17 protein-coding genes are annotated in these 19,092 nt (G+C 69.3%); 7 read left to right on the plus strand and 10 right to left on the minus strand.

Annotated elements, in window-relative coordinates:
• Positions 1–339: IS30 family transposase (locus BLV57_RS33465; RefSeq protein WP_143047218.1), on the plus strand; the 339-nt coding region annotated here is incomplete at its 5' end.
• 58 nt (positions 340–397) lie between these two features.
• On the opposite strand, the gene BLV57_RS33470 is transcribed toward BLV57_RS33465, so the two are convergent.
• A complete protein-coding gene (locus tag BLV57_RS33470; protein ID WP_091296073.1) occupies positions 398–1,540 on the minus strand; it encodes a CaiB/BaiF CoA transferase family protein in 1,143 nt (380 codons plus the stop codon).
• A gap of 13 nt (positions 1,541–1,553) precedes the next feature.
• Positions 1,554–2,705: an acyl-CoA dehydrogenase family protein gene (locus BLV57_RS33475; protein WP_091296076.1), complete on the minus strand. Its 1,152-nt coding sequence runs from the start codon at positions 2,703–2,705 to the stop codon at positions 1,554–1,556.
• A gap of 95 nt (positions 2,706–2,800) precedes the next feature.
• Here BLV57_RS33475 and BLV57_RS33480 point away from each other — a divergent pair, with 95 nt between their 5' ends.
• Positions 2,801–3,415: a TetR/AcrR family transcriptional regulator gene (locus BLV57_RS33480; RefSeq protein WP_176968925.1), complete on the plus strand. Its 615-nt coding sequence runs from the start codon at positions 2,801–2,803 to the stop codon at positions 3,413–3,415.
• Between the two features lie 236 nt (positions 3,416–3,651).
• On the plus strand, positions 3,652–5,265 hold the full coding sequence (locus tag BLV57_RS33485) for a succinic semialdehyde dehydrogenase (protein ID WP_091296078.1): 1,614 nt from the start codon (positions 3,652–3,654) through the stop codon (positions 5,263–5,265).
• Here the strand turns inward: BLV57_RS33485 and BLV57_RS33490 are convergent.
• The 4 genes from BLV57_RS33490 to BLV57_RS33505 all read right to left on the minus strand — a co-directional run bounded on the left by BLV57_RS33490 (position 5,262) and on the right by BLV57_RS33505 (position 9,870).
• Positions 5,262–8,300, minus strand: a complete 3,039-nt coding sequence (locus BLV57_RS33490; RefSeq protein WP_091296080.1) for a helix-turn-helix transcriptional regulator — start codon at positions 8,298–8,300, stop codon at positions 5,262–5,264. The genes BLV57_RS33485 and BLV57_RS33490 overlap by 4 nt on opposite strands.
• A 58-nt stretch (positions 8,301–8,358) precedes the next feature.
• The gene (locus tag BLV57_RS33495; RefSeq protein WP_091296082.1) at positions 8,359–8,559 is read right to left on the minus strand and encodes a hypothetical protein; all 201 of its coding nucleotides are present in this window, start codon (positions 8,557–8,559) and stop codon (positions 8,359–8,361) included.
• 157 nt (positions 8,560–8,716) lie between these two features.
• Positions 8,717–8,902: a DUF397 domain-containing protein gene (locus BLV57_RS33500; protein WP_091296085.1), complete on the minus strand. Its 186-nt coding sequence runs from the start codon at positions 8,900–8,902 to the stop codon at positions 8,717–8,719.
• Positions 8,903–9,000: 98 nt separating this feature from the next.
• On the minus strand, positions 9,001–9,870 hold the full coding sequence (locus BLV57_RS33505; RefSeq protein WP_091296086.1) for a helix-turn-helix domain-containing protein: 870 nt from the start codon (positions 9,868–9,870) through the stop codon (positions 9,001–9,003).
• A gap of 198 nt (positions 9,871–10,068) precedes the next feature.
• Here BLV57_RS33505 and BLV57_RS33510 point away from each other — a divergent pair, with 198 nt between their 5' ends.
• Positions 10,069–10,425 (plus strand): hypothetical protein, encoded by a 357-nt coding sequence (locus tag BLV57_RS33510; RefSeq protein WP_245757625.1) that lies wholly within the window; start codon positions 10,069–10,071, stop codon positions 10,423–10,425.
• A 627-nt stretch (positions 10,426–11,052) separates the two neighbouring features.
• On the opposite strand, the gene BLV57_RS33515 is transcribed toward BLV57_RS33510, so the two are convergent.
• Positions 11,053–11,958 carry an acyl-CoA thioesterase gene (locus tag BLV57_RS33515; RefSeq protein WP_091296088.1) on the minus strand — a complete coding sequence of 302 codons (906 nt, stop codon included), beginning with the start codon at positions 11,956–11,958 and terminating at the stop codon, positions 11,053–11,055.
• Between the two features lie 36 nt (positions 11,959–11,994).
• Positions 11,995–13,419, minus strand: coding sequence for a pyruvate kinase (gene pyk, locus BLV57_RS33520; RefSeq protein WP_091296090.1), 1,425 nt, complete (start codon positions 13,417–13,419; stop codon positions 11,995–11,997).
• A 101-nt stretch (positions 13,420–13,520) separates the two neighbouring features.
• On the opposite strand from pyk, the gene BLV57_RS33525 reads away from it, so the two are divergent.
• Complete coding sequence (locus tag BLV57_RS33525) at positions 13,521–14,594, plus strand: sialidase family protein (RefSeq protein ID WP_091296093.1); 1,074 nt, start codon at positions 13,521–13,523, stop codon at positions 14,592–14,594.
• Here BLV57_RS33525 and BLV57_RS33530 read toward each other — a convergent pair.
• Entirely contained in the window at positions 14,591–15,256 is a 666-nt protein-coding gene (locus BLV57_RS33530) for a DUF2461 domain-containing protein (protein WP_091296094.1), read from the minus strand. The two genes, BLV57_RS33525 and BLV57_RS33530, sit on opposite strands and share 4 nt — an antisense overlap.
• A 645-nt stretch (positions 15,257–15,901) precedes the next feature.
• Positions 15,902–17,140 carry a glycoside hydrolase family 18 protein gene (locus BLV57_RS33535; protein ID WP_091296097.1) on the minus strand — a complete coding sequence of 413 codons (1,239 nt, stop codon included), beginning with the start codon at positions 17,138–17,140 and terminating at the stop codon, positions 15,902–15,904.
• Positions 17,141–17,325: 185 nt separating this feature from the next.
• On the opposite strand from BLV57_RS33535, the gene BLV57_RS33540 reads away from it, so the two are divergent.
• Together BLV57_RS33540 and BLV57_RS33545 are read left to right on the plus strand one after the other, a co-directional pair.
• On the plus strand, positions 17,326–17,625 hold the full coding sequence (locus tag BLV57_RS33540; RefSeq protein WP_091296099.1) for an ArsR/SmtB family transcription factor: 300 nt from the start codon (positions 17,326–17,328) through the stop codon (positions 17,623–17,625).
• 23 nt (positions 17,626–17,648) lie between these two features.
• A complete protein-coding gene (locus BLV57_RS33545) occupies positions 17,649–19,091 on the plus strand; it encodes an aromatic amino acid lyase (protein ID WP_091296102.1) in 1,443 nt (480 codons plus the stop codon).
• Position 19,092: the final 1 nt, after the last annotated feature.

Genomic DNA, 19,092 nt, shown 5'->3' on the forward strand with positions numbered 1-19,092 from the left:
GAACTGCTCACCAGCATGATCGCCACCCTGCCCGCCGCACTGAAACGATCACTGACCTGGGACCAAGGCAACGAGATGGCCCAGCACGCCCAGTTCACCCTCGACACCGGCCTGCAGGTCTACTTCTGCAACCCACACAGCCCCTGGGAACGCGGCAGCAACGAAAACACCAACGGCCTGCTACGCCAGTACTGGCCCAAAAGCTCAGACCTGCGCCACCTCACCCAAACCCACTGCGACACCGTCGCCCTCCGCCTCAACACCCGACCACGCCCTACACTCGGCCTGCTCACACCAGCACAAGCACTAGACAAAGCACTACTTGCAACAACCAGTTGAAACCACCCCACTTTCGTCAGATCGCATCTGACGAAAGCCACTTTCGGGCTTTTTCCGGCTAGGTGATGGTGCCGGCCTCGCGGAGGCGGGTGAGGTCGGCGTCGGTCAGGCCGAGTTCGGTGAGGACCTGGGTGGTGTCCGAGCCTCGCTCGTGCGGGGCTTCGGGGGTCGCGGGCGGGGTGCGGTCGAAGCGGGGAGCCGGGGCCGGCTGGACGACGCCGCCGATCTCCACGAAGGTGCCGCGCGCGATGTTGTGCGGGTGCGACGGCGCTTCCCAGGGGGAAAGGACCGGGGCGATGCACGCGTCGGTGCCTTCGGCGAGCGCGACCAGGTCGTCGCGGGTGTGCTTGCCGATCGCCTCGGCGAGGATCTCGCGCAGCCGGGGCCACTGGGACTTGTCCACGTGCAACGGGAGTTCCTCGGGGTCAAGGCCGAGCACCTTGACCAGGTCGCCCCAGAAGCGCATCTCGATCGCGCCGACGGAGACGTATTTGCCGTCGGCCGTCTCGTAGGTGTCGTAGAACGGGGCGGCGCCGTCGAGCAGGTTGTCGCCGCGCTCGCTCGACCAGACGCCCGCCGCGTGCATGCCGTGCAGCTGGGTCATCAGCAGCGCGGCGCCGTCGACCATCGACGCGTCGACGACCTGGCCCTTGCCGGAGGAGCCCCGTTCGTACAGCGCGGCGAGCAGGCCCATGGCGAGCAGCAGCCCGCCGCCGCCGAAGTCGCCGACCAGGTTGAGCGGCGGCACCGGGCGTTCGCCTGCACGGCCGATCGGCTCCAGAGCGCCCGCGATGGAGATGTAGTTGATGTCGTGCCCTGCCGTCGGCGCGAGCGGGCCGTCCTGGCCCCAGCCGGTCATCCGGCCGTACACGACCCGCGGGTTGCGGGCGTGCACCTGCTCGGGTCCGATGCCGATCCGCTCGGCGACGCCCGGGCGGAAGCCTTCGACGAACACGTCCGCGGTCTCGCTCAGCTTGAGCACGAGCTCGACGCCTTCCGGCGACTTGGTGTTGACGCCGATCGTGCGCCGCCCCCGCGTCAGCGGGTCGAACGGCATCGCGAGCACGTCGTTGGCCGTGCCGGCGCGGTCGACGCGGATCACGTCGGCGCCGAGATCGGCGAGCATCGTGCAGGCGAACGGCGCGGGCGCCAGCCCGGCCAGTTCGATCACCTTCAGCCCGCTCAGTGGCCCTGCCTTCATCGGTGAAGTCCTCTCAGAGCGTGCGGGAGATGATTTCCTTCATGATTTCGCTGGTGCCGCCGAAGATCCGCGAAATACGCACGTCGGCCCACGCGCGCGCGATCGGGTATTCGTTCATGTAGCCATAGCCCCCGAACAGCTGCAAGCAGTCGTCGACGACTTTGTTAATCCGTTCCGTGGTCCAGAGTTTCGCCATCGCCGCGCCCTGGACGTCGAGTTCGCCGCGCAGGTGCCGCTCGATGCACTGGTCGAGGAACGCGCGCGCGACCGCCGCCTCGGTGGCCGCCTCGGCGAGCTTGAACTTGGTGTTCTGGAAGCCGAAGATCGGCCTGCCGAACGCGGTGCGTTCCTTGGTGTAGTCGATGGTCAGGTTGATCGCGGCCTCCATGCCCGCGACCGAGGTGACCGCGATCAGCAGCCGTTCCTGCGGCAGCTGCTGCATGAGCTGGATGAAACCCTGGCCTTCGGCGTCGCCGAGCAGGTTCGCGGCCGGCACGCGGACATCGTCGAAGAACAGCTCCGCCGTGTCCTGTCCTTTGAGGCCGATCTTGTCGAGCACGCGGCCGCGGCGGAAGCCGGGCGTCGTGGTCTCGACGGCGATCAGGGAGACGCCTTGCGCGCCCGCGTCCGGGTCGGTCTTGACCGCGACGATCACGAGATCGGCGTGCCAGCCGTTGGTGATGAAGGTCTTGGCGCCGTTGATGACGTACTCGTCGCCGTCACGGACCGCGCGGGTGGCGATGCTCTGCAGGTCCGACCCGGTGCCGGGCTCGGTCATCGCGATGGCGCCGACGATCTCGCCGCTCGCGAACTTCGGCAGCCACTCACGCTTCTTCGCTTCGGACGCGTACTGCAGGATGTAGTGCGCGACGATTCCATTGTGGACGGACACGCCCCACGCCGAGTCGCCGGAGCGGGCCTGCTCCTCGTAAAGAACGGTCTCGTGCGCGAAGGTGCCGCCGCCACCGCCGTACTCCTCCGGGATGGACAGCGCGAGCAGGCCGACCTCGCCCGCCTTGTTCCACAGCTCGCGGTCGACCATCTTGGCCTGCGCCCAGCGCTCTTGATGCGGGACCAGCTCCTTGGCGAAGAAGGTCTTGGCGAGTTCCCTCAGGTCTTCGAGCTCGGTACTGCTCCACGAGCTCCTGTGGATCTGCAACGCCACGTCGCGTCCTCCCGCACTGGAAAACATTACGTCCAGAATGTAAGTTCTACTGGGAATGTACATCCGTTCCGGTCTGCACGTAAAGGGAGCCCACTGTGACCGAGGCAACAACGCGCCTGAGGGCGCACCGGACGCAGGCGGAGCGCCGCGAGCAGACCAAGACCGCCTTGCTCGACGCGACGATCGACTGCCTCGTCGAACTCGGCTACGCCCGCACGTCGGTCCAGGAGATCTGCGCCCGCGCGGGCGTGTCCAAAGGCGCGGTGCAGCACCACTTCTCCGCCAAGGCGGAACTGATGGCCGCGGCCGTCGAACATCTGACGGTCAAGCTGCGACACCAGCTCGCCGAGTCCTTGCAGACAGTGCCGCAGGGTGTCGACGGTATTCCGACAGCGATCGATCTGTTGTGGGAAGGCTATTCGGGCACACTCGCCACGGCGGCGACCGAACTCTGGGTGGCCGCGCGCACGGATCCGGAACTCAAGGCGGCGATCCGGCCCGTCGACCGCGCGCTCGGCCGGTCCACTCGCGACCACATCACCTCGATCGCGGCCGGACTACCGCGCGAACGAGTGGAAACCCTGTTTTGGTTGACCGTCAATCTCACCCGCGGACTGGCACTCGACGCGGAACTCGGCGGCGATCCGAAACGGCGGCGGCAGCTGCTGGACGAATGGAAACGCATCGCCGTGGCAGTGGCAGTCGGATAAGACGGGATAAAAGGCGTACGAGCCGACCCGGCCCTCACTCGGGTCGGCCCGCGTGCCACTCATCAAGACGGCCCGCGCGCGTGACAATGACGTTTACTTGAGCGAAGAATCTGCGTCATAAAAATGATCACGCGGACAAACATGAATCTTTTTCACTTCACGCTTGGCCGATCGCCGTACCGACGATATGCTGTACTACTGGTCGGTAACATCGGGTAGCGCTGAAGGAGTCCGTCATGACGAGCACGACGCCCGCGAGCACAGGGCACGACGCGGTCGACCCGGACACCATCGGCGGCATCCCCGACGCCCCGTCTTCCTCGCGCGCGGGACAGCTCGCCGCCCGTGCCAGCGGCGGCAAGGACAGCGCCCCGGTCCGGATGCTCGCGCCGTTCACCGGCCTCCCGATCACGACGCTCCCCCAGGCCACCGACGCCGACGCGCGCACGGCCTTCGACCAGGCCCGCGCCGCGCAGCGCGCCTGGGCCGCCCGCCCGGCGTCCGAGCGCCAAGAGGTGCTGATCCGGCTGCACGACCTGGTACTCGAGCGGCAGGACGAGGTGCTCGATCTCGTCCAGGTTGAGGCGGGCAAGGCCAGGATGGACGCGTTCGACGAGGTCAGCGGCACCGCGCTGGTCGCCGCGTACTACGGCAAGCACAGCGCGAAGCTGCTCGCCCCGAAGAAGCGCGCCGGCGTCATCCCGGTGCTCACCAAGGTCGGCGAGGTCCGCCATCCCAAGGGCGTCGTCGCGATCATCTCGCCCTGGAACTACCCGCTCGCGCTGACCGCGATGGACGTCCTGCCCGCGCTGGCGGCGGGCAACGCGGTCGTGCAGAAGCCCGACAACCAGACCGCGCTCTCGGCACTCTGGCTGCACGAACTCGCCGAGGAGGCCGGACTGCCCGCCGGTGTCTGGCAGATCATTCTCGGCCGCGGCTCCGAAATCGGGCCCGCGCTGCTCGAAGAGTCCGACTACCTCTGTTTCACCGGCTCGACCCCGACCGGCAAGCAGCTCGCGAGCCAGGTCGCGCCGCGCCTGACCGGGTATTCGCTCGAACTGGGCGGCAAGAACCCGATGATCGTGCTGCCCGACGCCGACATCGCGAAGGCCGCGGCGGGCGCCGTCACGGCCTGTTTCTCCTCGGCCGGGCAGCTCTGCGTCTCGGTCGAGCGGATCTACGTGCACGAAAGCGTCCGCGAGGAGTTCACCCGCGCGTTCGTCGCGAAGACCGCGGCGCTGAAGCTCGGCGCCGCGCTCGACTACAGCGCCGGGATGGGCTCACTGACCTCGGCGAGCCAGCTCGACACGGTGTCCGCGCACGTCGAAGACGCCCGCGCGGCGGGCGCGACCGTGCTGACCGGCGGCCGCGCCCGGCCCGACCTCGGCCCGTTGTTCTACGAGCCGACCGTGCTCGCCGACGTCACCCCCGACGCGAAGCTCTTCGCGGAGGAGACGTTCGGCCCGGTCGTGTCGATCTACGGCTACACCGACGTCACGGACGCGATCGAGCGCGCCAACGACACCCGCTACGGCTTGAACGCGAGCGTCTGGTCCCGCAACGGCCGCGCGGGCTGGGAGGTCGCGGCGCGCCTGAAGGCGGGAACGGTCAACGTCAACGAGGGGTTCGCGGCCACCTTCGGCAGTGTCGACCTGCCCATGGGCGGGATGAAGGAGTCCGGTGTCGGCCGCCGCAACGGCGCCGACGGCCTGCTCAAGTACACCGAGTCCCAGTCGATCGCCGTCCAGCGTGGCCTGCGCCTGCGTCCGGGCAAGGGCGTGCCGCCCAAGCTCTGGGTCAAGGGCATGACCGCGAGCATGAAGGCATTGCGCCGCCTCCCCGGCCGCTAAGTCCCGGTCGGGGCGGCGAGGAGGCCGCGGTCGTAAGCGATGGCCACGGCTTCGGCGCGGCGTGACGCGCCCAGCTTGGCCATCACCCGCGACAGGTGGACGCTGACCGTTTTCTCGCTGATGTAAAGCTCTTCGCCCACTTGGCGATTGGTGCGGCCCAACGCGACGCGCTCCAGGACATCGCGTTCGCGATCGGTCAACGGGTTGACCTCGTCGCGGCGCACGGGCGTCGTCTCGCCGGGCAGGTCCACGCGGGCGCGGTGTGCGAGGTCGCGCACCGCGTCACGCAGCGGGCAGGCGCCCAGGCGATCGGCCGTTTCGAAGGCGGGCACGATCTCCGCCGCGGCGCGCTCGGCGTCGGCCGGATCGCCGGTGGCGAGCAGGGCTTCGGCGTAGTGCCACCGGGCCATCGCCTGTTCGTAGACGGCGCCGTAGCCGAAGGCGTCGACCGTCGCCTCCCACAGCTTCGGGTCGGCGGGGCCGGCGAGTCCACTGGCGGTGGCTTCCGCGCGGGCCAGCCAGGCGACACCTTCCGGGCCGAGCTCCACGGACCGCGGCTGGCCGAATTCGGCGCAGTCCTTGATGTGCTTGAGCAAGGACTCGCCTGCGGCGATGGCCGCGGCGGCTCCCGGCGCGTCACCGCGCAGCCTGGCCTCGGCCGCCAGCGCGACGGCGGCCGAGAGGCCGAGCGTGCCGATGCGGATGCCGCCCAGCAGGTACGGCTGCATGCTGTCGAGCCAGGACAGTGCTTCCTGGCTGCGTTCGAGTGCCTGCCGGTGTTTTCCTTGCCAGCTGGCGAGTTCGATGCCCGCGGCTCCGCCCGCGAGCCCGATCTGGATGTCGGCGTTCCACTGTGGACGGATGTCGGCCACGAGCTTCTCCGCGGCGGTGAACCGCCCGCGCGCGACGACGATGAGCGCCCAGATCGACAACATCCTCGCCGCCACCAGCGTGGAGACACCGGGAGCGGCGCGCCCGGCCGCGTCCTCCTTCGGCCAGTCGCCGCTGACATAGCGCAGGAACAGCTGGCGCGCGCGGATTTCCAGGCCGAAGCTGCTCCAGCTGAGCCCGTTCGCCTCGGCACGCTGCCTGCCGAGCGCGCAGTATTCCAGCGCGGGCGCGATCTCGGCCTGGTCGTCATAGCTCAACGCGAGGAAGTACAGCGCGCGAAGCTCGACGTTCAGCGCGCCCGCTTCCCGCGCCTTGCACGCCGCCTGGTGAAGCCGCGCCCTGGCCTCTTCGAAATCGCCAGCGGAATCCGCGAGCGTGCCGATGGTGACCAGCGCCGAGGCCTCGGCGCCCGCCGCGCCGGCCACGCGCGCGTCGGAGACCGCGGTTTCCGCGTCGCGCAACGCTTCTTCCGGCCGGTCGATCGCGCGCAGCACCCCGGCCCTGGTCGCGAGCACCCAGGCGCGGGTGCTGCTCGGCCCGGTCCCGGCGACCAGGTCCCAGGCCCGGTTGATCGCCTCGACGACCTCGTCCATGGTGCCTTCGAGCACGAGCAGCGCTTCGGCGAGCCTGCGCCACACCTTGGCGGCGCGCTCGGTGGGGATCTCCGGCGTCAGCGCCTGCGTCGCGGACCGCGCGTACGCCGCCGCCCGCTCCGGTTCCCCCGAGGTGCCCGCGAAATAGGAGGCCTCGTGCAGCAGGCGCAGCTCGTCGACGCCGTCGGGCCGCTCGGCCACCGCGTCCCAAATGGACAGTGCCTGCTCGACATGGCGGAGCGCGGCGCCTGGCGCGCCCAGCTTCTCCGCTTCCTCCATCGCCCGCAGCAACGCGGGCAGCGCGGCGGCGAAGTCGTTGCTCTCCAGGCTGTGGTACGCGAGCCGCGCGTCCTGGCCGCGGCCCTGCGGCCGGTTGCGGATGCGGGTCGCGTAGGCGGCGTGCATCCTGATGCGCTCGCCGGGCAGCAGATCGGCGTAGACCGCTTCCTGCAGCAGCGCGTGCCGGAAGGTGTAGAAGCCGCGCTCGATGACGAGCACGTGATGCTGCACGGCCTCGCGCAGCGCCTCGTCGAGTTCGGACTCGCCCAGGCCGGAGACCTCGGTGAGCGCCGCGTGCGCCACCGAGTCGTTCGCGACCGAGATGACGCGCAGCACGCGCCGGGTGTCCGGGGACAACCGCTCCAGCCGGGCGAGCAGCACCTCGGCGAGCCCGGCGGGCAGGTCGCTGCAGTCGGGGGCCTCGCTGGCCGACGCCAGCAGCTCCTCGACGAAGAACGGGTTGCCTTCGGAGCGCGCGACGATGCCCGAGACGGCCTCGGCGCTCAGCGGCTCCTCGGCGAGTGCCTCGACGAAGGCACGCGCGTCGGCCTCGCCGAACGGGCGCAGGTCGACGCGCTCGACGCTCGCGAGGCGGACCAGCTCCGACAGCAGGCCGCGCAGCGGATGGCGGCGGTAGACGTCCTCCTCGCGGTAGCTGCCGACGACCAGCAGCCGCTGCGAGCGCAGCCGGGACAGCAGGAACGAGAGCAGGTTGCGGGTGGAGCCGTCCGCCCAGTGGAGGTCTTCGAGCAGGATCACGACCGGCCGCACCTGGGCGATCTCGGTCAAGACGCCGAGCACGGCGTCGAACAGCTGCAGCTCACCGAGGTCCTGCTCGGGCCTCGGGCGTTGCATGGTCTCGCGCTCGTTGGAGCTCATCGCCACGTGCTCGCCGCTGGCGACCGGCACGGGGTGCGGCTGGTGCACCTGCGGCAGCAGGCGGCCGAGCGCGGGCCGCTCCTTGACCGCTTCGGCGATCGTGGCGACGGTCGAGCCCGCCAGCGGGGCGAGCGCCTCGGCGAAGGGAAGATAAGGAAGGCCGCCCTCGCGGACGTCGATACAACGCCCCGTCAGCACCAGCGCGTCCCGCGAGAGCGCGTACTCGGCGAGCGCGGTGAGCAGGCGTGTCTTGCCGACACCCGCGTCCCCGGAGAGCAGCACGGCGCCGGCCTCGCCACGCTCTGCGCGGGCGAGGGCGGCCCGTAGCTGACGCATCTCCTGAGTGCGGGCGACGAGCGGGATACCAGAACCTAGACGGGGCACAAGGTGCATTCTGGCCTACCCCTACGACAAAACCGGCACGGTTTTGACTGTGACGACCATGACCGGCCTACCGCGCCTGGTCGGCGGTCACCCGTTCGGCTGCCCGGCGCTCCTGCTCCGGCACCTTCACCTCCGTGGCCCAGCGTGCGCGCAACCGGCGGCCGAGCCGGTCGGCGCGGTCGACCCAGGCGCTGCGGCCCGCGCGCTGAAGCTGCTCGGTCCGGTACGCCACTTCGGCCTGCACCGCGTCCATCATGAAGTCCGACATTTCGTTCTCCTCGGTTCGTTCTCTTTCCTGTGAACCTCAGAGTCGTCCTGAGGGGGTGCCTCAGGCATCGGGTGATCACCTAGCCCTGGACGCGAATCGACCCCTTACCCCGGCTGATTCCCAGCTCGAAGGGGGTAAGGGGTCGACGTTCGGGTACTCAGCCCAGCGAGTCCAGCAGGCTCTGCCACCCGCTGGCCGGCAATACGAAGGCGCCACCTTCGGGGTCCTTCGAGTCACGCACGGCGGTCCCGCCAGGGACGAAGGCGACCTCGACACAGTCGTTCCCGCCGCCGCTGTGGCTGCTCTTGCGCCACCGGGCCCCGGCCAGCTCGTTTTCGCGCATACTCCCCTACTCCTGTCTACTTCGTATTCTTCATGTGCAACTTCATGTGCAGCGCACCTGAGGTACAACGATGCGCTTCGGACGGCGTCACGATCGGGTCAGGTCTGCGCGGCGGCCTGCTCGGCGTACCGCCCCGCCGCCTCCGAAATCTGGTGGAGCGAGTCGTCGGGCTTCAGCGCGGCGGCGCGAAGGTGATCGAACATCAGCGAATAGCGTCGCACATCGGGCGGCATTTCGAGATACAGGCCGGTGGACGTGCTGTCCACATAGACCACGTCGGGATCGGCCTGCTCGGGGAAGCCGAGGATCAGGAACGGCCCCTCCATCCCGGGGTGCGCGCCCGCGCCGAACGGCACCACCTGGATGGTCACGTGCGGCATCTTGGCCACCGAGACCATCCGGTACAGCTGCTCGGCCATCACCTCGGGCCCGCCGACCGTCCGGTGCAGCACGGCCTCGTCCATGACCGCCCAGTACTCCGGCGGCGCCGGGTCGGTGAGCAGCTCCTGCCTGGCCATCCGCGCGGCGACGCGGCGCTTGATCTCCACCTCGTCGGCGTCCGGCCGCATCGCCCTGATCACGGCGCGGGCGTACCGCTCGGTCTGCAGCAGGCCGGGCACCAGCAGCGCCTGGAACGCGCGCAGCGAGCTCGCGTCCGCCTCGAGCCCGACGAACGTGCCGGTGAAGACCTCGTTGTAGGCATGCCACCAGCCACGCTTGCGCGCCTCGCGCGAGAGCTGGACCAGCGCCTCCTGCTCGTCACCGGAGATGCCGTACAGCTCGAGCATGTCTCTGGCGTCACGCGGCGTGACGCCCACGTGCCCGGTCTCGATCCGGCTCACCTTGGAGGCCGAACACTCCAGCTTGTCGCCCACCTCGTCGATGGTGAGCTCTGCCGCCTCGCGCAATCTCCGCAGCTCGCTGGCGAGTCTGCGGCGGCGCACAGTGGGCCCCTGACCCCGCGTCATTGCACCTCCGGGTGTGGCTCGGGTTCGCAACCTATCTCATGTCATATCTAACCAGTCGCTCCCGCACACGGTGATGTTCTAACACTTAAAGAAATGGAGCCGATCCCCGATCGGTGGACTGCAATTTGCAGAATGCCGCTGTACGCTGTGGATCCTGCGCGAAATTGATCGGCGGCGAGAGTCGCGAGGGGGTACTCAATGCAGGAGCGGGATTCCATCCTGGGCCCGATGCAAGCCGCCGTCCATCACAGACTGACCGAACTCACCCGATCGGTGGACAAGTCCGATCAGGACCGTCTCGTCGTGCTCGCCGGACACGAGATCCCCCGCCTCGTCGCCGCCCTGCGTGAAGTGCTCGCCGAGCACGAACCCGACGCCGCGGGCCGCTGCCCGACCTGCCGCAGGCGCCAGCCGTGGTCCCCGTTCCGGCGTCGCAAGCGGACGCCATGCCGCGCATACTTGGCGGTGCGGCTGCGACTCGACACCGACGCCGCGCCGACCGTGGCCGCGAGCCACCACAAGCGAAGGAAGCGGAGCCCGCAGTACCTGGGCTGAACCGCGACCTTCACGCAGGGGGTCCGGGATTGCTTCCCCCGATCGATCCCGGGCTCCCTGTGTTTTTTTATGCGCGTTTCCGGCCTGGCGGCCGGGAAAGAGGCGCGCACCGTGAAGTCCCTCAGGCCCCGGGGGGCCTTCGAGACCGCTGGGTCACCCAATCCCGAACCCAGGATTCAGGCGAGCTTGGCGAACCGCGGCGGACGCGGATTCGGGCGGGATTTGCCGGGTTCGAATGGCGGTTTGAAACGTTGAAATGCCATTCGCGTGAGCGAGCCAGGGAATTGTGACGGCGTTTTCAATGGCGTGGCCGACGCGAGTGGAAGGTTTGCTGCATCTAACGCAGCAAACCTTCCACTCGCTCGCGCAACCACGCCCGGCCCGCCGACCCTCAAGTTCCACTATGTACGTTTCGCCGGTTTCGGGAAGGAAACAAGGGCGGCCCTTGTCACGCTAGAGGTGACAAGGGCCGCCCTTGCAACGTCCCGGCCCGGCGCCGCGCCCGATCCTCGCCGCGCGGGGGTCGTGAGTGGCGCGGCCGGTTCTAACCGGCCTAAACACTCACGACCCCGGGCTGGGCAAATGGGGGTCGTGAGCGTTGCGGGCGGTTCTAACCGCCCGCAACGCTCACGAGCCCAGGACGCGGAGGAGGCCTTCTTGGACGACGGTGGCGATGAGGGTCCCGTCGGCCGCGAAGAAGCGGCCGGTCGCCAGGCCGCGGGCGCCTGAGGCCGTCGGCGACTGGCTGTCGTAGAGGAACCACTCGTCGGCGCGGAAGGGCCGGTGGAACCACAGAGCGTGGTCGAGCGAGGCGCCCAGGACCTTGTCGAGTTCCCAGTAGACGCCGTGGCGGGCGAGGATCGAGTCGAGCAGGGTCATGTCCGACGCGTACGTGAGCACGCAGACGTGCAGGAGCTGGTCGACGGGCAAGGTGCCGTCGGCGCGCATCCAGACCCGGGTGTGGGCGGGACGCTCGCCGGTCTCGCGGGTGACCCACGGAGGCGGGCTGACGTAGCGGATGTCGATCGGGCGGGGGCGCTCGTGGTGCGTGATGCCCGATTCCTTGGCCCAGTCGACCAAAGACGGCAAGGACTCCGGCGCGGGGACGCCGTCCGGCATGGACTCGGCGTGCTCGATGCCGGGCTCGTCCTTCTGGAACGAGGCCGACAGGGAGAAGATCGCCTTGCCGTGCTGGATGGCGACCACGCGGCGGGTGGTGAACGAGCGGCCGTCGCGGATGCGGTCGACCTCGTAGACGATCGGGACGCTGGGGTCGCCGCCGCGGATGAAGTACGCGTGCAGCGAGTGGACCCTGCGGTCCTCCGGCACGGTACGGCCGGCGGCGACCAGCGCCTGGCCCGCCACCTGGCCGCCGAACACCCGCACCGGCGAATGCCGGGGCGAGACGCCGCGGAAGATGTTCTCCTCGATCTTCTCCAGATCGAGGAGCGCCACCAACCGGTCCAGCACGGGCTGCCCCGCGCCGGTCGCCGTGTCGAGACGGGAAGCGGCTTCCTTGGCCAATTCGGTCATGACGGAACCTTATTGCCTAAGCGGCCGCTTAGTCTCTTAAGCGTGGTCGTCTTCACCAAGTCGGTGAACATGGATCAGGTTGGTCGAGCCGACGGTGCCGGGAGGCGAACCGGCCACGATGACCACCAGGTCGCCGCGCTGGTACCGGCCCATCTCCAGCATCGAGTGGTCGACCTGCTGGATCATCTCGTCGGTCGTCTCCACCCTCGGCACGATCCGGGTGACGGTGCCCCAGGTCAGCGCCAGCTGCGCGCGGACGCTCTCTTCCGGCGTGAACGCCAGCAGCGGCAGCCGGGTGTGCAGCCGCGCGAGGCGGCGGACGGTGTCGCCGGACTGCGTGAACGCGACCAGCGCCTTCGCGTTGAGGCGCTCGCCGATGTCGCGGGCGGCGTAGGAGATGACGCCGCGCTTGGTGCGGGGGACGTGCGAGAGCGGCGGCACGATCGGCGAGTCGGTCTCGATCGTCTCGATGATCCTGGCCATGGTCTTGACCGTGTCGATCGCGTAGCGGCCGACGCTGGTCTCACCGGAGAGCATCAGCGCGTCGGCGCCGTCGAGCACCGCGTTGGCGACGTCCGAGGCCTCCGCGCGGGTCGGGCGGGAGCTGTTGATCATCGACTCGAGCATCTGCGTCGCGACGATGACCGGCTTCGCGTTCTCACGGGCGATCTGGATGGTGCGCTTCTGCACCAGCGGGACCTGCTCCAGCGGCAGCTCGACGCCGAGGTCACCGCGAGCGATCATCACCGCGTCGAAAGCGAGGACGATGGCCTCGAGGTTGTAGACAGCCTCGGGCTTCTCGATCTTCGCGACGACCGGCAGGCGGCCCTTGCCGACCTTGTCCATCACCTGGTGCACCAGGTCGATGTCGGCGGGCGAGCGCACGAACGAGAGCGCGATGAAGTCGACACCCAGCTCCAGCGCGAATTCGAGGTCCTCGATGTCCTTTTCGGACAGCGCGGGCACCGAAACGTCCATGCCGGGCAGGGAAACGCCCTTGTTGTTGCTGACCGGGCCGCCCTCGGTGACCTCGCAGACCACGTCGGAACCCTCGACGCCCTTGACCACGAGCCCGACCTTGCCGTCGTCGACGAGCAGGCGGTCGCCCGGCTTCGCGTCGTGCGCGAGGCCCTTGTAGGTGGTGGAGACGCGGTCGTGGGTGCCCTCGACGTCCTCGACCGTGATGCGCACGACGTCACCGGTGCGCCACTCGACGGGGCCACCGGCGAACGTGCCCAGGCGGATCTTCGGGCCCTGCAGGTCGGCCAGGATGCCGACCGCGCGGCCGGACTCGGCGGCCGCGGTGCGGATCAGGTCGTAGACGGCCTTGTGGTCGCTGTGGCTCCCGTGGCTGAAGTTCATTCTCGCGACGTCCATACCGGCGTCTACGAGTGCCCGCATCTTCTCCGGCGTAGCGGTGGCGGGGCCCAATGTACAAACGATCTTCGCGCGTCGGCTCACGTTCGGACAGCCTAGTCCTTTGTGGCCTACGAGTCTGTACCGATCCCGAAAGTTCCTCTCCGTGTCTTGGCGATGACGTGTTCGCGGTAACCTTCGTAGCCATGACAGTGGTGTCGCGAACGGTCGCGCTGATCCTGACGATCGCCTGCGTAGCGGCCTGTTCCGGACCTCCGGCTCCCCCGCCGTACTGGCGGCGGATCGAAGACCCGGCACCCGGCGCGAAGGTGCGCGCGCTGCTTTCGGACGGCCACGATCTGTACGCGTTCGGTTCCGTGGGGCGAACGCCGGCGGCCTGGGCCGGACGGCCGTGGCGCGCGGTGCCCGTCCACGCACGGAGCGGATACGGCGCGCAGGCCGAGCTGACGCTTCCGTCGATGGCGGGCGGCCGGCTCTTCGCGCTCGGCGAGGCGTTCGGCGGCGCGCACGGCAACCCGCGCCCGACCATCTGGGCGGGCTCGGTGCAGGGGCTTACCGAATACCCGCAGGGTGTGGAGCTGCTCGGCGGGCCGCGCGGGATCACCGCGTCCGGCTCGGCCGCCGGGCCGGACGCCTACCTGCTGACCGGGCAGTGGGATCACGTCCGAGGCGGGACCGGCGCCGCCGCCTGGCTCTCCCCCGACGGCGTGACGTGGTCGCAGCAGGAAGACCCCGCGCTGCTCAGCGAGCCCGGCGCGCAGACGCGGATACTCGGCGCCACGCACGACGGGCGCGAGTTCGTGGCCGTGGGCGATGTGAGCGTCAACGAGCCGGGCCGCGCCAAGGCCACTCCGCTCGCCTGGAGTTCGGCCGACGGCAAGACCTGGCGGCGCGAGCCGCTCGCCGACCCGGACAAGGCGGGCAACACCTCGGTCGCGCGCGTGCGCTGCGCCTCGGGTTCCTGTGTCGCGGTCGGCGTCACCAGCCGCCCCGGCGGCGCGCAGCGGCTGGTGACTTGGACTCGCACGACGACGTGGGGCGCGCCGTCCGTGGCGGCCGTCGAGGTGCCCGCCGATCAGCTGCTCGAGGTGACCGGCATCGCCGGCGACCTGGTGGCGGGCAAGACCGGCGGGCGGCCGCGGCTGTGGTCACTCGCGGGCGCGGAGATCCCGCTGCCCGAGGAAGCCGACAGCATCGCGGTCACCGACCACGTGCTCGCGACGACGCGCGGCGACGTCACCCATCTCTGGGCCGGTTAGCGCCGGGGTTTCTCGCTGGGGCCGACGTGGTCGCGGGCCCATTCGTTGAACGCGCGGACCTGCCGCCACGCCTTCTTCACCCGGTCCAGCGAGGTGCGCTCGTGCAGCGCGTCGTCCGGCTCCCAGACGCGGATCGCGTACACCGAGCGGTACTTCAGCAGCTCGAGCCGGGGATGGTCGTCGGCGAAGCCGCGCGGCTTGGTCTTGAGCTGGTCTCCCCTGATCTCCCAGCCGGCGCGGCGCAGGCTCGCGAGCACCTTTTCCAGCGCCTGGCCGTGGATGTCGGTGTCGACCGCCTGCCGGTACCTGGCGATCTGGTCCGACTCCAGGTGGAAGCAGCCACCGCCGACCCGCAGCCCTTCGGGGCCGACCTCGACGTAGTACGCCCCGCCGCCGCGGCCCTGCTCGATCACGGCGCCGCAGTGCGTCTTGTACGGCGTCTTGTCGCCCGAGAACCGCACGTCCCGGTACGGCCGGAAGATCTTGGCCGTGCCGAAATCGGCGCCGAACTCGGGCTCGAGCTCTTTGAGCAGTGCCTCCATCGGCGCCTTGACGTCCTGCTGGTAGATCGCGAGGTTGTCGTCCCAGTAGATCTTGGAGTTGTCGGCGAGCAGGCCGTCGTAGAACTCCACGGCGTGCTCACCGAAGCCGGCGAACTTCATGGGCGAGACGATAGTCCCGCCCACCGACAATCCCGAGCGGGCCCCGGCGCATTCGCGGAATAAATTAAGCCCGCATTTAATGCAGGATTTAAATGGCAGCGAATTGACAGTTCAGGGAAGGCGCCACCATAAGGAAACGCGCCGTCCTGGCGGGGCGACGGCGGCGGCACGGTCACCTACAACTGTGGCGGCATGGGCCACATGAACTACCGGTGCTGGCTCAGCGTGAGCAACCCGGTCGGCAATGGCTGGAGCGTCCGGAGCGACGTCGTCCGCATCGAATGCTGAACTATTGAGGGGGGAAGCCAAATGTGGCGTGTCGCGGGCGGCTGGGTGAGGGCCTCCCTCACTCAGCCCGAGTGGGCGAGGGCCTCCCTCACCCGGATATCTGGGTGAGGGAGGCCCTGACTGCCCGGGTTGGGTGAGGGAGGCCCTCACCCAATCCGGGCTACGCGGATGGTCGGGCGAGCCTGCCGAGTGGGGAGTCGTGAGTGTTGCGGCCGGTTAGAACCGGCCGGAACACTCACGACCCCCATGCCCAAGCCGAGCCCACGATCACGCCACCTTTGCGCTTCCCCTCAATAAGTGAAACCCGGCGTGCCACGCAGCCCCATTGCTGCCTGGCACGCCGGGCGGTCACCTTCATTACCTGGCGAGCGCGGAGATCAGCTCGCCACCGGTGGTGTCACCGGAGAGTTCCCAGAACATCGCCCCGCCGAGACCCTGCGCCTTGGCGTAGTTCACCTTGCCGCTGATGGTGCTCGGGGTGTCGTAGCTCCACCACTGGCTGCCGCACTTCGCGTACGCGGTGCCCGCGACCGTCCCGGTGGACGGGCACTTGCCCTTGAGCACCTTGTAGTCCTCGATGCCCGCCTCGTACGTGCCCGGCGCGGCGCCGGTCGCCGTGCCGCCCGGCGCGCTCTGCGAGACGCCGGTCCAGCCTCGGCCGTAGAAACCGATGCCCAGCAACAGTTTGCTCGACGGCACGCCCTTGCTCTTGAGCTTCTGGATGGCCGCGTCGGAGTAGAAGCCCGCGGTCGGGATGCCGCTGTAGCTGGTGAGCGGCGAGTGCGGTGCGGTCGGGCCCTGCGCGGCCCACGCGCCGAAGTAGTCGTAGGTCATCACGTTGTACCAGTTGACCGAGGCCGCGGCGCCCGCGTAGTCGGCGGCGTCGATCTTGCCGCCGGAGGTGCCGTCGGCGGTGATCGCCGCGGTGACCAGCTTCGAGCCGAACTTGGCCTTGACCGCGCTCATCAGGTTCTTGAACGCCGCCGCGCCGCTGGTGTCACAGCTGAGACCGCAGGCGTTCGGGTACTCCCAGTCGATGTCGATGCCGTCGAAGACACCGGCCCAGCGCGGGTCGTTGACCAGGTTGTAGCAGGACTGCGCGAAGGCGGCCGGGTTCTTCGCGGCCTGCGTGAAGCCACCCGACCAGGTCCAGCCGCCGAACGACCACAGGATCTTGATGTTCGGGTACTGCTTCTTGAGCTTCTTCAGCTGGTTGAAGTTGCCGCGCAGCGCGCCGGCGTCCCAGGTGTCGGCGACACCGTCGACACTCGACGCGGCGTCGTAGAACTTGTCGTAGTCGGCGTAGGCGTCGCCGATCGAGCAGCCGCCGTTCGTGACGTTGCCGAACGCGTAGTTGATATGCGTCAGCTTGCTCGCCGAGCCGCTGGTCTTGATGTTCTTGACGTGGTAATTCCGGGCGTAGACGCCCCATTCCACGAAGTAGCCGACGACTTTGCCGACCGAGGCCTCGGCCTGCTCGGCGCCTGCTGGCGCCTGGACGGTCGCGGTGGCGGGTGCGGCCATCGTGATCGACAGCAGCGCGGCCGCGGCCGCGCTCACCAGGGCGACCAGCCTGCTCTTGCTCGAACGGGGCATGCCTTCTCCCTTTCAGTGTCACCAAGAGTGACGAAACCGGTGCGGAGGGACTGCATCAAAGAGTGAATGGACTAGACCAATAAGTCAATGGTTCAGACCAGCGTTTTGTAAAGCGCGTGACCGATTAACTCGAACGGCCGCAACATGCCTTGACAGGAATATGTTCGGAGCGGCACATTCGCCGGGTGATGCACACTTTCGACGTACTCGCCGAACCACGGCGGCGCACCATCCTCGACCTGCTCCGCGACGGCGAGCGCTCGGTCGGCGAGCTGGTCGACCGGATGGACCTGAGCCAGCCCGCCGTGTCCAAGCACCTGCGGGTGCTGCGCGAAGCCGGCCTGGTGACCGTCCGCGTCGCCGCCCAGCGCCGGTGCTACCGCCTGCGGCCGGAACCCCTCGCCGAGATCGACGCCTGGCTGGCGCCCTATCGCAAGTTCTGGGAAGGACGCCTGGACGCGCTGGAGCGCCACCTCGACTCTTAGGATGCGCGAAAAGGAGGTCTGGGTTGATCAGAGTTGACGGGCGGACGCTGCGCTGCGCCGATGTGGTGACCGCGGCGGCCACCGAGGGGCCGCTGGCCATCGACGTCTCGATAGCCGCGATGCGCGCGGCCGAGCACGCGTGGAAGCTCGCCGACGAGCTGAGCACCCGCCGGGAGGTCTACGGCCGGACCACCGGCGTCGGCGCGAACAAGGACGACCTGATCACCGGCGGCGAGTCGCGCGAGCACGGGCTCCGGCTGCTGCGCAGCCACGCGGGCGGCAGCGGCGACCCGATGTCGCCGGACCAGGTCCGCGGCATGATGCTGATCCGGCTCAACCAGCTGGTCGCGGGGCGCGCCGGGATCAGCCCCGAGCTGATCTCCGCGCTGGCCGGCGCCGTGCGCGGCGGCGCGCTGCCGCTGGTGCACCGGCTCGGCGCGATCGGCACCGGCGACCTGGCGCCGCTGGCGGAACTGGCGCTGGCGCTGACCGGTGAGCGGCCCTGGCTCGAAGGCGGCGTGCCACCGGTCAGCGTGCGGGCGGGCGACGCGCTGGCGTTCATGAGCAGCAACGCCGCCACGCTGGCCGAAGCCACGCTCGCGGCCATGCGGCTGGACACGCTGACCCGCGCCAGTCACGCGGTCGGCGCGCTGACGTACATCGCGCTCGACGGCAATCCCGAGGCGTACGCGACCCCGGTGCACGAGGCGCGGCCGCATGCCGGTCAGGTCGCCTGCGCGGCCGAGCTGCGGCGGCTGCTGGGCATGCACCACACGCCGAAACCGGGCCGCCGCATCCAGGATCCGTTCGGGCTGCGGGCTTTCCCGCAGGTGCAGGGACCCGCGCTCGACGCGATCCACTACCTGCGTGACGTGCTCGCCATCGAGATCAACGCCAGCACCGAGAACCCGATGATCTCGACCGTGCACCAGGACGCGTATCACCACGCGCACTTCCACACCGCTTATGTGTCAACGGCTTTGGACCAGGCACGGGCGACCATTCATCAGGTGGCGGAGCTGTCCGTGGCGCGGCTGGGCGACTTGCTGGAACCGGAATTCACCGGCCTGCGCCCGTTTTTGGCGTCCGGGCCGGTCGGCAGCTCGGGTGTGATGATCCTGGAGTACGTCGCGCACGACGCGTTGACGGAGCTGAGGCAGGCGGCGCTCCCGGCGACGCTCGGCACGGCCGTCGTGTCGCGGGGCATCGAGGACCACGCGAGCTTCTCGACGCAAGCGGCACGCGCGGCGACGGCGGCTTCCTATGCGTACCAACAGGTTCTGGCGTGCGAGCTGGTCGCGGCCGTGCGGGCGCTGCGGCTGCGCCGCGCCGAGCTGGTCGACATTCCCGCGCGGGACGCGTACGACCTGGCTTCGGCCGCGCTGGACGAAAGCATGGACGACCGGCCTCTCACCGAGGACGTCCACCGCGCTGTGGGCGTCCTCGATGAACTGGCACGGATCTAGC

This window comes from Amycolatopsis xylanica (assembly GCF_900107045.1).
Taxonomy (GTDB): Bacteria; Actinomycetota; Actinomycetes; order Mycobacteriales; family Pseudonocardiaceae; genus Amycolatopsis; species Amycolatopsis xylanica.

Coding starts and splice junctions, on each gene's coding strand:
- BLV57_RS33470 (WP_091296073.1), bottom strand. CDS start 1,540: ATGAAGGCAGGGCCACTGAGCGGGCTGAAGGTGATCGAACTGGCCGGG.
- BLV57_RS33485 (WP_091296078.1), top strand. CDS start 3,652: ATGACGAGCACGACGCCCGCGAGCACAGGGCACGACGCGGTCGACCCG.
- BLV57_RS33490 (WP_091296080.1), bottom strand. CDS start 8,300: ATGCACCTTGTGCCCCGTCTAGGTTCTGGTATCCCGCTCGTCGCCCGC.
- BLV57_RS33495 (WP_091296082.1), bottom strand. CDS start 8,559: ATGTCGGACTTCATGATGGACGCGGTGCAGGCCGAAGTGGCGTACCGG.
- BLV57_RS33500 (WP_091296085.1), bottom strand. CDS start 8,902: ATGCGCGAAAACGAGCTGGCCGGGGCCCGGTGGCGCAAGAGCAGCCAC.
- BLV57_RS33505 (WP_091296086.1), bottom strand. CDS start 9,870: ATGACGCGGGGTCAGGGGCCCACTGTGCGCCGCCGCAGACTCGCCAGC.
- BLV57_RS33510 (WP_245757625.1), top strand. CDS start 10,069: ATGCAGGAGCGGGATTCCATCCTGGGCCCGATGCAAGCCGCCGTCCAT.
- BLV57_RS33515 (WP_091296088.1), bottom strand. CDS start 11,958: ATGACCGAATTGGCCAAGGAAGCCGCTTCCCGTCTCGACACGGCGACC.
- BLV57_RS33525 (WP_091296093.1), top strand. CDS start 13,521: ATGACAGTGGTGTCGCGAACGGTCGCGCTGATCCTGACGATCGCCTGC.
- BLV57_RS33530 (WP_091296094.1), bottom strand. CDS start 15,256: ATGAAGTTCGCCGGCTTCGGTGAGCACGCCGTGGAGTTCTACGACGGC.
- BLV57_RS33535 (WP_091296097.1), bottom strand. CDS start 17,140: ATGCCCCGTTCGAGCAAGAGCAGGCTGGTCGCCCTGGTGAGCGCGGCC.